The organism is Intestinimonas sp. (assembly GCF_026169115.1).
Taxonomy (GTDB): Bacteria; Bacillota; Clostridia; order Oscillospirales; family Oscillospiraceae; genus Intestinimonas.
Genome location: NZ_JAPFEA010000018.1, coordinates 1 through 14036, shown reverse-complemented (window position 1 = coordinate 14036; position 14036 = coordinate 1). Strand labels below are relative to the sequence as shown.

The following is a 14036-nucleotide window of genomic DNA, read 5'->3' as shown; positions in this document are numbered from 1 at the left end:
TGAGTGAGCCCTGCCCCTTAGGGGCGGGGCGAAGGGTACGCAGCCCGCGAGGACGCGGTCGGTCATAGATAAAACCTCCGTAGGGGAGATAAATCAAATCGAAGCCCAGCGAAGCGGGTTCGATTTGGAAAGGACGAGCGGCGCGGCGAAGGATGCGGCGCTTGCCGGGACGAAGATTTGTGCTCACTTGCCGGCCTCGTAGGCGGCCACCCGGCGGCTGATGCGCTCCCCGGTGTTGTGAATGATCTGGAGGAGGGACTGATAGGCGCCGGGGTAGGTCTGGGTGAGCATGTCGTGGTTGATGGGGGGGAGACTGCCCGCCTCCTTGGCCTGGGTGGCCAGGGCGTCCACGTACTCCACCTCGGCGCAGGCCATATCGGCGTTGGCAAGGCCGGCGGTGAAGCGCCGGGCGGGAATGGTGAAAAAGTCCTCGTTGTTGCCGCCGTCGGCCCGGTAGAGGTGGCGGAACATCTTGTAGACGGCGGTGCCCAGGTAGTCGGAGCAGGCTTTGATGGCCTCCTTGCTCCCGGACTTGCCCAACAGGTCGAAAAGGACCCCGATGGAGTTGACCAGCAGCTTTTTGGACAGGGTGGCCATGATGCTCCCCCGGAGGACGTTGTCCTTTTCGGCGCTGTAATCAAAGAGACTCTCGGCGTCCACGATGGTGGTGCCGTCCCGGCTGAGGGTCCGGCCCAGCAGGAAGTCGGCGGAGACGCCGTAGTAGTCGCAGGCTTTCACCACGAAGGCCAGGCCGGGCTCCCGGATGCCGTTTTCGTAGTGGCTCAGCAGGGCCTGGGAGATCCCCAGCTCCTTGGCCACCGAACGCTGGGAGATGCCCTTTTCCTTCCGCAGCAGGGTCAGGGAGCGGGAAAAATCCGAACTCATATGCGTTACACCTCGCAAAAAACAGTATGTATAGTATAGTGTTCAGAATACAAAAAGTAAAGAACAAAGTTTCGGAATCTGGATAATTTGGGCATTGTGATGGAGGTGAAGTTGAGGTATAATAAAAATTACCGAAGAAAAGCGAACAAATCACATGGAGGCGCATGAAACATGTTTGAAAATCTCATTGAAAAGCTGAAAAAGAACCCCACCACCCTGGTCTTCACCGAGGGCCCCGACCCCCGTATCCTGGAGGCCGCTTCCCGCCTGAAGAAGGAGGGCATCCTGGAGCCCCTGCTGGTGGGCAACGTGGAGGAGGTCCAGGCCGCCGCGGCCAAGGGCGGCTTTGACATCACCGACATCCGCATTGTGGACCCCGCCAACTACCGCCGGATGGATGAGCTGGTGGACAAGATGGTGGAGCTGCGCAAGGGCAAGATGAGCCCCGAGGAGTGCCGGACCGCCCTGCTGAAGGGCAATTACTTCGGCACCATGCTGGTGAAGCTGGGCGTGGCCGACTGCCTGCTGGGCGGCGCCACCTACTCCACCGCTGACACCGTCCGCCCCGCCCTGCAGCTGGTCAAGACCAAGCCCGGCAGCAAGAGCGTGTCCTCCTGCTTCGTCCTGGTCCGTGAGCGGGCCGACGGCAGCGAGGAGAAGTACGTCATGGGCGACTGCGCCATCAACATCGAGCCCACCGCCGAGGAGATGGCCGAGTGCGCCATCGAGTGCGCCCACACCGCCGAGATCTTCGGCATCGACCCCAAGGTGGCCATGCTGAGCTACTCCACCAAGGGCTCCGGCAAGGGCGAAAAGGTGGACAAGGTGGTGGAGGCCCTGAAGCTGGCCCAGGCCGCCGCTCCCGAGCTGGCCATCGACGGTGAGCTCCAGTTCGACGCCGCCTTCTCCCCCGTGGTGGCCCAGACCAAGTGCAAGGGCTCCCCCGTGGCCGGTCAGGCCAACGTCTTCATCTTCCCCGAGATCCAGGCCGGCAACATCGGCTACAAGATCGCCCAGCGCCTGGGCGGCTTTGCCGCTTACGGCCCCATCCTCCAGGGCCTCAACGCCCCCATCAACGACCTCTCCCGTGGCTGCGACGCCGAGGAGGTCTACAACATGGCCATCATCACCGCCGGCCTGAAGTAAATAGGGCTCCTTTTTGCCCCGCGCCGCCTGTCTTCCGGGCGGCACGGGGCATTTTTTCTCCCTGCGCGCACGCCCGGAGGGCGTCTCATACGAAGAAGGAGGGAACCGCAGTGAAAAAACAAAAGACTGGCTTCCGATGGAGTATCTGGATCGTCTTGGGGATCGCCCTGCTCGCCGTCCTGTGGGCCGCCTTCGCCTGGTTCAGACCCCGAAGCCTTCTCTCCCTGTGCTGCCCGGAGCCGGCGGCCATCCATCGGGCGACCCTCCTGGTGACCACGTCGGAGGGGACGGTCCGCCAGGCGGAGCTCACGGACGGGGGGCAGGGGGAAGCCCTGCTGGAACAGATGGCCGCCGCCGAAGTCGTGCCCGCGGGGCGGTATCAGAATATCCCCGTCCAGTCGGTGCTCTACCGGGTCATGCTCTCCACCGTGGACGGGGAGGACCTGATCGAGCAGGGGAGCGTCACCATTGACCCGGCGGGGGCGGTCTACGGGGCGGACGGGAGGAAGTATCACCTCCGGGCGGAGACGGCGGAGGGCCTGCTGGCGGCGCTGTCCGCGCTGGCAGAGGACGCGCAGCCGGCAGCGGAGGGCCCGGAGGGATAGGATGGGCCCTGGACTTCTCCTCCTGGAAGGATTATACTGAGGTCAGAAACGCGCTTTTGTACGCGAAACAGAGAGGAGTATGTCTGCAATGAAATGGAAACGGTTCCTGGCCGCCTGCTGCGTTGGGGCGGCTCTTCTGACCGGCGTCGCGTCCGCCGGAGTCTTTGCCGACACGCCGCCGGCCTGGGCGGCGGAGCACATGGACAGCCTGTGGGAGAAGGGCCTTCTCTCCGGGATCTATCCCGAGAACATCTCCACCACCCAGCCCATCACCCGGGGTGAGTTTTGTCAGCTCCTGGTGAATCTGGTCCAGGAGGAGATGACCACGGACCAGTTCAACGCCTTCCCGCCCAAGGAGGCGTCCTACTTCTGGGACATCAAATACTACGTGACCGAGCATTCCCCAGAAGGACCCTATGACATGTATTACGCCGCCGCCTACGGCATCACCGAGGGGGCCATGTTCAACGGCTATCGCCGGGCCGACCCCGACGTCCTCCTCACCCGGGAGCAGGCGGCCAAGATGATGTGCTCCGCCGTCGATTTTCTGGAGGAGAACGTGGTGGGCGGCGCGCTTATGGCCCAGGGCGCCCCCAAGACCTTCGCCGACGCCGCCGCCATCAGCTCCTGGGCCGCCGCCTATGTGGACCAGGCTTCGGCGCTGGGCATCATGAAGGGGGACGAGCGGGGCAGCTTCAACCCCGCCGGCACCATCACCTGGAACGAGGCCGGCGTCATGGTCAGCCGGGCCATGGATGCCGCCGACAACGTCCGCATCGGCCAGGTCGTCAAGGAGGGGGGCAGCGTGCTTTTGAGTCAGGTCCCCCACAGAGCCAGCCCCGACGACACGTTCTGGCTCTCCCTCTCCGACAACGGCTGCGCCGTGGTCTGGGAATCGGGCCGCGAGTTACAGGTGGAGACCTTTGCGGCGTCCGGGTCCTCCGGCTGGACTTCTCAGGGGGTCCGCACCCTGCCCGCGGAGTTGCCCCTCCTCGGCGGCTTCTGTGTCGGAGAGGACGGCTACTACGCCGCCTACGGCCAGGAAAACCGGGAGGAGAGCGACAGCAAGGAGGTCTACCGTATCGTCAAGTACGACCGGAACTGGAACCGGGTGGGCGCTGCCTCCATCACCGGCGGGGAGAGTTATACCATTGAGCCCTTTGACTTCACGGACCACACCGCCCTGGCGGAGGAGGACGGCGTCCTGGTCCTCCACACCGCCCGGCTGCGCTACATCAGTGAAGACGGGCTCAACCACCAGTCCAACTTCACCGCCCGCATCCGCACCTCCGACATGACCGTTCTGGAGACCAGCGACCCCTTCCCCGACAACCATGTGAGCCACTCCTTCGCCCAGGACGTCATCTTTGCCGACGGCGCTCCCGTCTACGCCGACCTGGGCGACGCCTACCCCAGGGCCCTTACCATCAGCCAGTCCAACGGGGCCCAGCAGGAAGTGCTGCCCATCTACGGCGCCATCGGCGACAACACCACTCACGCAGCCCTGGGCGGTTTGGCCGCCTCCGACGGCTGTTACCTCCTGGCCGGCGCCTCCGCCCCCCAGGACGGCCCCGCCTCCTGGAAGGCCGAGCGGATGAACGCCCTGCTGGCTGTGACGCCCAAGGACGGCTTCCCCAACGGCAAGGCCCGCATCCAGTGGCTCACCGACTTCTCCGACGGCAAACAGTGGGTGGAGAACGTCCGCCTGGTGGCCGTCAACGACAACACCTTTGTGGTCCTCTGGCAGGTCGCCGGTCCAAATAACGCGCTGCGGGAGCTCTGTTATGCCGTCTTTGACGGCCAGGGCAATCAGACCGGCAAGACCCGGACGCTGCCTGGCGGCCTGTTCCCGGCGGGGAACGTGGCGGTGAAGGACAGGGCCCTCTACTGGGTCGGCCCGGACCGGGGACTTCTCTCCAGAAGCTACGGCTCCACGACCAACAAGCTGATGCTTTTTTGCATTGATGTGGACGCCAACGCCGCCACCGGCAGCGCCCAGGTCTCCTTTGACCTGACCCCCTCCGCCCTGGAGCTGACGGCGGGCGGGAAGGGGGAACAGCTGACCGCCAGGTGCTCCGGGCTCTCCGGGGACCGGCCCCAGATCACCTACCGCTCCAGCAACTCTGCCGTGGCCTATGTGGACGGCGAGGGTACCGTGACCGGCCGCAGCGCCGGCACCGCCACCATCACCGCCTCCATGACCTACCGGGGCAGGACCTACACCGATGCCTGCGCCGTCACCGTCACCCCAAAGCCCACCCTCACCGGGCTGACGCTCACCCCTTCCTCCGCCACCCTGAAGGTGGGGGAGACCCTGGACCTGACCGTGGAGACGGTCCCCGCCGGGCTCAACACCACCGTCGTGTGGAGCTATGCCGGCTCCCTGCAGGCCAGGGACAACCTCCACGCCGTCTACACCGCCCAGAAGGCGGGCACCGATACCATCACCGTCTCGGCCTCTGACAGCAGCGGCCGCCGCCATACCGCCAGCTGTACCATCACGGTGACAGAGGCAGCCGCCCCGGAGGGACAGCCCGGTTCCGGCCAGGAGACCGGGACCCAGCCTGACGCCGGGAATACCGGCGGAGATACCGGGACCCGGCCCGATGCCGGGACCCGGCCCGATGCCGGGAATACCGGTTCCAGCGGCCCCGTCTCCTCGGAGCCCTATGACACCGATTTCTACCGGGAGGAGTACGGCTCCGGCTATTACCTGGAGATCCGGGCGGAAGGGGACACCGTGGAGATCAGCGGCTGTCTGAATTACGATGTGCCCGGCCTCAACTATGTGGTGGCCTGGGCGCCTGGCCGCAATGTGGCCGAGCTCCCCTATGTGATCGGGCAGCCCTTCCACGGCACGGTCCAGGTGGACGGGACCTCTGTCCGCCAGAGCGCCCAGGAGGGGAAGCTCCCCTATCTTACCCTCATGCTCTGCCAGAACTATGAGCCGGGCGACAGCGCCCTGGCCGGCGTTGGATTCCAGGAGGCCGACATCGGTCTGGTCCCCGACGGCGAGAGCGGCTTCCTGTTTCGCGTCATGCCAGAGTGAGGGGACACAAGAATTTTTTGACATCCAACGGGAAAAGAAATACAATAGGGGACGGGCACACGTGCCCGCCCCCTATTTTCCTGCGCCGGAGGTGCCCTCATGACCCAGATGCAAACCATACTGGATCGGTATATCCTGCCCTGCCTGCCGGGGATGCTCCTCGCCCTGGCGGTACTCACGGGCGTGTTTTTCTTCTTTGCCCGCTGCTGCGCCGCCGCCCGGCCCCGGAAGGGGAGCCTGGAGTGGGTGGCCCTCCAGGAGCGGCGTCCCTTTTCCTTCGCCCTGCCCCACCACCCCCTGGAGCGGCGGGACCTGCTGCCCATGCTCCTCATCACCGCCCTCTACGCCGCCACCGCCTTTTTCCGGCTGGGGGCCATGACCGCTCCCCAGTCCCCCCTGGACTTCGGGGCGGACCAGACCGTCACCGTGACCCTCTCTCAGGAGATCTTCCTCACCAAGCTGAGTTGGTTCACCCGTCTGGGCACCGGGGACTACAATGTGGAGATCTCCCGGGACGGGGAGACCTGGTACACCCTCTGGCAGAAGGAGGAGGACGGCAAGGAGGTGTGGTACTGGGCCGACGCCCGGGGGTATGCCCCCAGCTACGCCCTGCCCCAGAAGTACAACGACCTCTTCAAGTGGCAGGAGGCAGAGCCCACCAACCCCCAGAATGTGAAGTACCTGCGCATCACCGGCGACGCCGACAAGGGCCTGCTGGAGCTGGGGGAGCTGGCCCTCTATGACCAAGGCGGACGCATCGACGCCGCCGCCCTGACCGACGGGGGAGCGGCCCTCTTTGATGAACAGGATACAGTGCCCCAGCGGCCCACCTGGTACAACTCCGCCTATTTTGATGAGATCTACCACCCCCGCACCGCCCTGGAGCACATTGAGGGGGTCTACCCCTATGAGGTCTCCCACCCGCCCCTGGGCAAGCTCACCATGAGCCTGGGCATCCTCCTTTTCGGCATGACCCCCTTCGGCTGGCGGTTCATGGGGACCCTCTTCGGGGTGCTCATGCTGCCCATCCTCTATCTCTTCCTCAAAAACCTCTTCGGCAAGCGTCCGGTGGCCGTCTGCGGTACCCTTCTCTTCGCCGCCGACTTCATGCACCTCACCCAGACCCGCATCGGCACCATCGACACCTATGGGGTCTTCTATATCCTCCTCATGTACTACTTCCTCTACCGGTGGCTGACCCTGGCCCCGGGGACGCCCTTCCGCCGCTGCGCCCTGCCCCTCTTCCTCTCGGGCCTCTTCTGGGGCATCGGCGCGGCCAGCAAGTGGACCGTCATCTACGGGGCGGTGGGCCTGGCCGTCCTCTACTTCATCGGCCTGTTCTCCAAGCTCCGGGACTGGCCCGCCGAGGTCTCAGGGAAACTGCCCTGGCTGTGGAAGACCCTGGCCTTCTCGGTGCTGTGCTTCGTTCTCATCCCCGTTCTCATCTACACCCTCTCCTACTGGCCCTACGCCGCCGCCCGGGGCAACGACGCCGGGCTGTGGGGCATCCTGGCCGAGATCTTCGCCTGGCCCTTCACCCAGCTGCCCCAGGTCCTCGGCGGGGTGCGGGAGCTCTTTGTCAAGGACAGCCAGAACGTGGTGGACATCATGCTCCAGAATCAGCACTTCATGCTCACCTACCACGAAGGGGTCACCGCCTCCCACCCCTACTCCTCCCGGTGGTACCAGTGGATCGTGGACGCCCGTCCCATCCTCTACTACCTGGACAGCACCTCCGGAAAGGCCCAGGGGCTCAAGGCGGCCTTCGGCTGCTTCAACAACCCGGTGGTCTGCTGGACCGGACTGCTGGCCATCCTGGCCTGCGGGGCCCAGTCCTTCCAGCGGAAGGGGTCCCGGGCGGCCTTCTTCCTCTCTGTGGCCGCCGTGGCCGTGCTGGCCTGCCTGGGGACTGAGTCCGCCTTCCGGCCCGACGCTGGGACGGCGATGCTGGTGGGCGGCGTCCTGCTGCTGGTCCTGGGCGCGGCCCTCTGGCTGGGGGGCGGCGCTCTGGCCGGCTGGGCCTTCCCCCGCAGTTCCCCCGCGGCCCTCTTCATCGTGGTGGGCTACCTCTCCCAGCTCCTGCCCTGGATGTTCATTGGCCGCACCACCTTTGAATACCACTATTTCCCCTCCACCCTCTTCCTGGTGCTGGCCATCAGCCTGCTCTTTGACGGCCTGATGGAGCGCAGCAGCCGCTGGAAAAGCGGGGTCTATGGGCTCACCGCCACGGCGGTGGGGCTGTATCTCGCCTTCTATCCCGTGCTCATCGGCCTCATGACGCCCACCTGGTATACCTCCAGCCTGCTCAAGTGGCTCCCATCCTGGCCCTTCTGACCATCTGACCTGGGAGGTCTTTTCTATGTATCTCATCGACTATCACACCCACACCCGGCTCTCCCCCGACGGGGAGGTCCCCCTATACCAGATGGCGGAGGCGGCGGTTCGGGCCGGCCTTTCCGAGTTGTGCGTCACCGACCACTACGACCTGGTGGACCAGGACGGCAAGCCCGAGCCCAACGGCTACGACTGGCCCCCCGCTCTGGAGCAGTGGCGGGAGACGGCGGAGCGGTACCGGGGGCGGCTCACCATCCGCCTGGGGCTGGAGTTCGGCAGCGCCGACCGGGACCCCAAACGGGCCCGGGAGACCCTGGAACAGCCGGAGCTGGACTTTGTCATCGGCTCCCTCCACAACCTGACCCCGGCGGCGGGCGGCGGAGACTTCTACTTCGTGAACTATACCGCCCCGGAGGTGTGCTACGCCTGCCTGGACGACTACTTTGCCCAGATGCTCCGGCTGGCCCCCCTGCCCGACTACGACGCCCTGGGCCACATCATCTACCCCCTGCGGTATATGTGCGCCCGGGACGGGCAGACCGTCTCCCTGGACCGGTACCAGGAGCAGCTCCGGGAGATCCTCCGGACCGTGGCCCAGACCGGTCACGCCATCGAGCTCAACACCTACAATGGCCGCACCCTGGCCGACTGGACGCCGGTGCTGGCCCTCTACAAGGAGGTGGGGGGCGAGCTCATCACCGTGGGCTCCGACGCGCACCGGCCCGAGAACGTGGGCAAGGGGGCGTCGGCGGCCTGTGAGCTCCTGACGCAGGCGGGCTTCCGGTATGTGACCTGCTATGAAAAGCGGCAGCCCAGGCCCGTCCGGCTGTGAGGGGCCGCATCTCCCTCAGTCAGCTTCGCTGACAGCTCCCGCAAAGAGGGAGCCAACGGATTCTTCGGCTTTGCCTCAGAATGACAAAAGCCGATTGTATGATTACGCTGAAAAGTAACAGGAGGTATTGTTTATGATCGCACTTGGTTCCGACCACGGCGGCTTTGCCCCACAGAGCCCGGTGCGCTCTGTGGGGACCCCCGATTGAACTTGCACGGGGCGGAGTAGATCCGCCCCATGTCAAGGTTTTGCCCCATGGGCAAAACGCTTGGACGGCGTGACCGCCGGACGCCGCAGGGCGGCGGCGGAAATCCGCTGTTGATCGTAAAATGACGTTGAAAAATAACAGGAGGTATTGTTATGATCGCACTTGGTTCCGACCACGGCGGATTTCCGCTGAAGCAGCACATCAAGGAGTACCTGGATGCCCACGGGCTGGACTATGTGGACTACGGCTGCGCCGACACCACCAGCTGCGACTATCCCGTTTACGCAAAGGCGGCTGCCGAGGCGGTGGCCTCCGGCAAGTGTGAGCGGGGCATCGTCATCTGCACCACCGGCGTGGGCATCTCCATCGCCGCCAACAAGGTGAAGGGCGTCCGCTGCGCCCTGTGCACCGACCCCTATGTGGCCGAGATGACCCGCCGCCACAACGACGCCAACATGCTGGCCATGGGGGCCGGGGTGGTGGGGCCCAATCTGGCCGAGCGGATCGTGGAGACCTTCCTCACCACCGAGTTCGAGGGGGGGCGTCACCAGCGCAGGGTGGACCTCATCACCGACATGGAGAAGTGAAAAACAAAACGACGGCCCTCCAGGCATCATGCCTGGAGGGCCGTCGACTGTCGAAAAAGTAGTGCCGCGTGAAGTAAGCAACGGGGAAAGGTGTGAAGGGGGTGCTCCTCAGCCGCCCAGGGTCATACCGGAGCTGCCCAGACCATCCTTTTCCAGCATCCGCTCCAGCACCGCCACGTCGCTGGTGATGTCCATGGCGTCGTCCTGGAAGAGACGGTCCAGCTGCTGCTCGAAGCCCTCCACCACCTTGTCCATCATGCCCTCGATGCGCTCCTTGGCGGCGGTGATGTTGGCGCCCTCCACCCCCTGGGCTTCCAGCTGCGCATAGGACCCCAGGATCTTCAGCGTGGTGGGCAGGTAGTAGCCCAAAAAGCTGCGGAGCTTATCCTCCTTTTCCGGCTTTTCCCGCAGATAGGAGAAGATCTTGCCGGTGATCTCCCCAATGCGGTCGATCTTCCGGCTCATCTCCGGGTCGTCGATGGCGTCGTTGAGGGTGCGGATCTCGGTGAGCACCCGTTCGGCCCGCTCCACCTCTCCGGGGGGCTCCGGCGGGGCTGCGGGCTCCTCCGCGGGCCGGTCCTGGATGCCGTCGCCGCTGAGGAAGAGCCGGTCACTGCCCAGGTCCAGATAACCCATGGGGAAAACGCCGTCGTCCAGCATGTCCTGGAGGTCCTCCCGGATCTTCCGGGGCGGAAGGCCGGTGGCCTCGGCCAGGATGGACACCGAGATGGAGTCCCGCCGTCCAATGAGGGAGAGATACTGCCGATAACGCTTGGCCCGGCGGCTCTTCCGCAGGCCGTACCAGGTCATGCACAGGCCGCCGCCGCAGAAGGCCAGGGGGAAGAAGATGTCCTCCAGGTAGTATTGGAACCCGCCGTAGGAGAGGGCGTCCAGAAATGCGCTGAAGGCCCCCAGGCCGAAGACGGCGGCGATGGCGGCGCCGCCGAGGATGAGCCCCCGCCCGCTCCCCCGCGCGCCCAGGAGCCGATCCGGTCCGGACCGGGGAGGAACACTCTGACGGGGCTGCGCGGCGGCCTGACCGGCATAGACGCCGCCCTGGGCGGCCTCCCGCTGGAGGTCGTAGGGGTGCCGCTTCACCGGGGCGCGGCGGCGGCCAGAGACTCCGGTGAGCCGCAGGATCAGCAGGAGGAGCCCCACCGGGGGAAAGCAGAACAGGAAGATGAAGATGGGGACCCAGGAGAGCAGCCCCCTGTCGTTTTGGCTTTGGTTTGGATGGTTGGGATAACGCGGATCAGACATGCTGCTCCCCTCCGAATCACGGTCTGGAAAGACGCGGAAAATACCTGGACAGGCGGGTCCGGTCCAGTACTCATCATCATACAACGAACGGGAGAAAAAGTAAAGCGTTCCAAGGGGCGGCGGGCGATGTAACCATTCTGTAATTGCTTTTTTTTCTGCTGGAACATATAATGGATCATGGTTTGCTGTAAGTATGGCCGGTTCTCCGGCTGAAATGACCAAGCGCGCGGCGGCCCGGAGGGCCCGCGTGAGGACCTGGAGGAATCCGATATGGAAGAGAAAAAGTCCGGTAAGCGGCTGGCCAAGCCGGAAGGCGGCCAGAGGGGCCGGCGGGGCATTCTGGCCGCCGCTGTGCTGGTGGCGGCGCTGGCCGCCATCTATTTGGGCCTGTGTACCTGGGTGGGGGCCAGCGGCACCACCCTGCCGGGCATCACTGCCGCCGGTGTGGAGCTGGGCGGCCTCACCCAGGCGCAGGTGGAGGAACGCCTGGAGGCCGAGCTGAGCCGGGGCTATGCCCAAAAAACCGTGGAGCTGCGGGTGGACGGCGTGGAGCAGACCTTCACGGTCAGCGGCTCCGTGGTCCGGGCGGACACCGGCGCCGTCAACGATGCCGTCTGGGGCCTGAGCCGGGGCAATTTCCTGGTCCGGGGCTGGCGGCTGCTCCGCTCCCTCCTGGGGGGCAGCGACATCGAAGTCCCCCTCAGCTACACCCCGGAGGGGGAGGCCCAGGTGGACGCCCTGCTGGAGGAGATCGAATCCAGACTGGGCGGCCGGGTCCAGGAGACCACCTGGGAGGTGCTGGATGACGAGCTCATTTTCCACATGGGCATCCCTGGCCGGGCCTTTGACCTCACCAACGTGAAGGGGGAGATCCTCTCCGCCTTCGACGCCGACGTCCAGGAGCCCCTGGTCCTCTCCGCCGTTACCACCGATCCCCAGCCGGTGGACATGGGGACCGTCCACGCCCAGGTCTATGCCGAGGTGCAGAGCGCCGCCCTGGACAAGGAGACCTTTGAGATCGTCCCCAGCGTCACCGGCCTGGACTTCCAGCCGGAGGCCGCCCAGGCCGCCCTGGAGGGGGCCGCCTGGGGCAGCTCGGTGTCGGTGCCCCTGTCCGTCACCGAGCCCGCCGTCTCCACCGAGGACCTGAAGGAGCTCCTCTTCCGGGATGTGCTGGGGGAGGCCAGCTCCGGCGTCTCCGGCTCGGCCAACCGGAAGAGCAACGTGAAGCTCTCCGCCTCGGTATGCGACGGCATCATCCTGCTGCCCGGGGAGGTCTTCTCCTACAACGACACCACCGGCAGCCGCACCGCCGACAAGGGCTATCTCCCCGCCCCCTCCTATGTGGGGGGCAAGTCCACCGACGAGGTGGGCGGCGGCATCTGCCAGACCTCCTCCACCATCTATTACGCCGCCCTCAACGCCAATTTGAAGATCGCGGAGCGGCACAACCACATGTTCGCCGTGGGCTACGTCCCCGACGGCATGGACGCAACCGTGTGGTACGGGGCCTCCGACTTCCGTTTCGAGAACGACACCGAGTACCCCATCAAGATCGCCGCTGTCTACAAGAACAGCCGGCTCACCGTACAGATCTACGGCACCAAGACCGATGACCTCACCGTGAAGATGACCAACAAGGAGCTCTCCTCCACCCCCTGGACCACCGTCTACAAGGTGGACGCCGCCCTCCCCGCCGGGACCACCAAGGAGGAGCAGACCCCCTACCGGGGCCGTGTGGTGGAGGCCTACCGCAACGTCTATAATGGGGCGGGCGAGCTGGTGAGCTCCACCCTGGAGAGCAAGAATACGTACAAAAAGCGGGACCGGATCATTCTGGTGAGCCCCTATGACGGGGCCCAATACGGGCTGACCGAGGCCGACGGCGCCATCATCACGCCGCCGCCCAGTCCGACGCTCCCGATAGAAACGGCCCCCATTCTTCCCCTCCCCAGCATCACCCCGGTGCTGCCGATCGCTCCCCAGCCGACAGAGAGTCCCATCCTGCCCGTGCTGCCGTCCCCTGGTGAGGCAGTCCCCGACAACGGTATCCCGCTGGCCCCCGAGGCGCCCGCGGCAGAGGAGGAACAGGTATGACAGAACATCCCTTCCAGCGCAGGGTGCTGAAGCTCCGGGCCAAGCGGACCTTTTTCCGCTTCCTGCGGCCCTGCCTGATCTGCACCTTCTTCCTCCTCATCCTGTCCATGACGGCCCAGTTCTTTTCCATGGCCAGCGGCGGCACCCTCTTTTACACCTTCCTGCCCCAGTGGCAGTTCCCGGTGGCCACCGGCGTCTGGCGGGCCGACGCCACCGCCATGACCAACCTGTTGGCCCTGATGGGGCTGGGCGACCTGGGCAGCCTGGGGGGCGTCATCTTCGCCCTTCGCCTGGATGAGCTGGGCCAGGTGCTGGTGCTGCCGGTGGCCTGGAAGCAGGTGATCGACCTGGTGGTCATCCAGGCTGTGGTGCTGCTGGTCACCGCCCCCCTCCTGTACGGGGTGCTGGGCCAGTACCGCAGCCTTCTGGAGGGGCGGCCTCTGCCCCTCCGGGCCATCTTCCGCTGGTATGCCGACCTGCGGCTCACCGTCAAGGCTCTGGCCGTCCAGGTCATCCTGAACCTGTGGCGGCTGGTCACCATTCTGCTGTGCGCCCTGCCCGGTATCTTCTGCGCTGTGGCCGGCAACGAGGGCGGGAACATGTCCCTCCTGCTGCTGGCCATGCCGCTGAGCATTGCGGGCATGGTGGTGAGCTATTGTCTCTACCTCCTGCTGACGCCGGCCACCTATGTGCTGGTCCGGTCCCCGGAGCTCTCCGTGGGACAGGCTTTCTCCCGGGGCCTGGCCCTGCTGGGCGGGCGGCAGGGGGAGTACTGCAAGCTCAACCTCTCCTTCCTGCTTTGGCACCTTTTGGGCGCCTTCCTCTACGGCGCGCCCAATCTCTTCGTCGTCCCCTATGTCCAGATGAGCAACTTCCTCTTTCTGGACCCGCCGCCGGAGCCGGAGGAGTTCCGGACGAGCCTTTAAGAGACCTGCGTGCACGAGCCGGGGGGCCGCGGCGGGGGGGCGCCGGGGGGGGGGGTAGAGAAAACCCAGCGCCGCGGGGGGGGGGGCGGGACGCCGGCGGGGCGGGG

10 protein-coding genes are annotated in these 14036 nt (G+C 65.6%); 8 read left to right on the top strand and 2 right to left on the bottom strand.

Translation table 11 applies throughout. The annotated features are described in order from the left end of the window. Window positions 1-183 precede the first annotated feature (183 nt). On the bottom strand, window positions 184-885 hold the full coding sequence (locus tag Q0Y09_RS01545) for a helix-turn-helix transcriptional regulator (protein ID WP_297716698.1): 702 nt from the start codon (window positions 883-885) through the stop codon (window positions 184-186). Between the two features lie 171 nt (window positions 886-1056). Here Q0Y09_RS01545 and pta point away from each other — a divergent pair, with 171 nt between their 5' ends. From pta to rpiB, 6 genes are all read left to right on the top strand, one after another. After that, the gene (gene pta, locus Q0Y09_RS01540) at window positions 1057-2031 is read left to right on the top strand and encodes a phosphate acetyltransferase (protein ID WP_297716696.1); all 975 of its coding nucleotides are present in this window, start codon (window positions 1057-1059) and stop codon (window positions 2029-2031) included. A gap of 110 nt (window positions 2032-2141) precedes the next feature. Beyond that, window positions 2142-2636, top strand: a complete 495-nt coding sequence (locus tag Q0Y09_RS01535; protein ID WP_297716694.1) for a hypothetical protein — start codon at window positions 2142-2144, stop codon at window positions 2634-2636. 88 nt (window positions 2637-2724) lie between these two features. Continuing rightward, entirely contained in the window at window positions 2725-5685 is a 2961-nt protein-coding gene (locus tag Q0Y09_RS01530; protein WP_297716692.1) for an Ig-like domain-containing protein, read from the top strand. 99 nt (window positions 5686-5784) lie between these two features. Then, a complete protein-coding gene (locus Q0Y09_RS01525) occupies window positions 5785-8019 on the top strand; it encodes a glycosyltransferase family 39 protein (protein WP_297716690.1) in 2235 nt (744 codons plus the stop codon). Window positions 8020-8044: 25 nt separating this feature from the next. Next, window positions 8045-8851 carry a histidinol-phosphatase HisJ family protein gene (locus Q0Y09_RS01520; RefSeq protein ID WP_297716688.1) on the top strand — a complete coding sequence of 269 codons (807 nt, stop codon included), beginning with the start codon at window positions 8045-8047 and terminating at the stop codon, window positions 8849-8851. Window positions 8852-9211: 360 nt separating this feature from the next. After that, entirely contained in the window at window positions 9212-9646 is a 435-nt protein-coding gene (rpiB, locus tag Q0Y09_RS01515) for a ribose 5-phosphate isomerase B (RefSeq protein ID WP_297716686.1), read from the top strand. A gap of 108 nt (window positions 9647-9754) precedes the next feature. Here the strand turns inward: rpiB and Q0Y09_RS01510 are convergent, their stop codons facing one another. Beyond that, window positions 9755-10906, bottom strand: a complete 1152-nt coding sequence (locus tag Q0Y09_RS01510; protein ID WP_297716684.1) for a 5-bromo-4-chloroindolyl phosphate hydrolysis family protein — start codon at window positions 10904-10906, stop codon at window positions 9755-9757. 270 nt (window positions 10907-11176) lie between these two features. Here Q0Y09_RS01510 and Q0Y09_RS01505 point away from each other — a divergent pair, with 270 nt between their 5' ends. Beyond that, window positions 11177-13003, top strand: a complete 1827-nt coding sequence (locus tag Q0Y09_RS01505) for a VanW family protein (protein ID WP_297716682.1) — start codon at window positions 11177-11179, stop codon at window positions 13001-13003. Next, window positions 13000-13929: a hypothetical protein gene (locus Q0Y09_RS01500; RefSeq protein WP_297716680.1), complete on the top strand. Its 930-nt coding sequence runs from the start codon at window positions 13000-13002 to the stop codon at window positions 13927-13929. The genes Q0Y09_RS01505 and Q0Y09_RS01500 overlap by 4 nt, the downstream gene beginning before the upstream one ends. Window positions 13930-14036 lie beyond the last annotated feature (107 nt).

Bases quoted from the DNA above. Each gene is read 5' to 3' on its own strand.
- Q0Y09_RS01545 (WP_297716698.1), bottom strand. From the start codon at position 885: ATGAGTTCGGATTTTTCCCGCTCCCTGACCCTGCTGCGGAAGGAAAAG.
- pta (WP_297716696.1), top strand. From the start codon at position 1,057: ATGTTTGAAAATCTCATTGAAAAGCTGAAAAAGAACCCCACCACCCTG.
- Q0Y09_RS01530 (WP_297716692.1), top strand. From the start codon at position 2,725: ATGAAATGGAAACGGTTCCTGGCCGCCTGCTGCGTTGGGGCGGCTCTT.
- Q0Y09_RS01525 (WP_297716690.1), top strand. From the start codon at position 5,785: ATGACCCAGATGCAAACCATACTGGATCGGTATATCCTGCCCTGCCTG.
- Q0Y09_RS01520 (WP_297716688.1), top strand. From the start codon at position 8,045: ATGTATCTCATCGACTATCACACCCACACCCGGCTCTCCCCCGACGGG.
- rpiB (WP_297716686.1), top strand. From the start codon at position 9,212: ATGATCGCACTTGGTTCCGACCACGGCGGATTTCCGCTGAAGCAGCAC.
- Q0Y09_RS01510 (WP_297716684.1), bottom strand. From the start codon at position 10,906: ATGTCTGATCCGCGTTATCCCAACCATCCAAACCAAAGCCAAAACGAC.
- Q0Y09_RS01505 (WP_297716682.1), top strand. From the start codon at position 11,177: ATGGAAGAGAAAAAGTCCGGTAAGCGGCTGGCCAAGCCGGAAGGCGGC.
- Q0Y09_RS01500 (WP_297716680.1), top strand. From the start codon at position 13,000: ATGACAGAACATCCCTTCCAGCGCAGGGTGCTGAAGCTCCGGGCCAAG.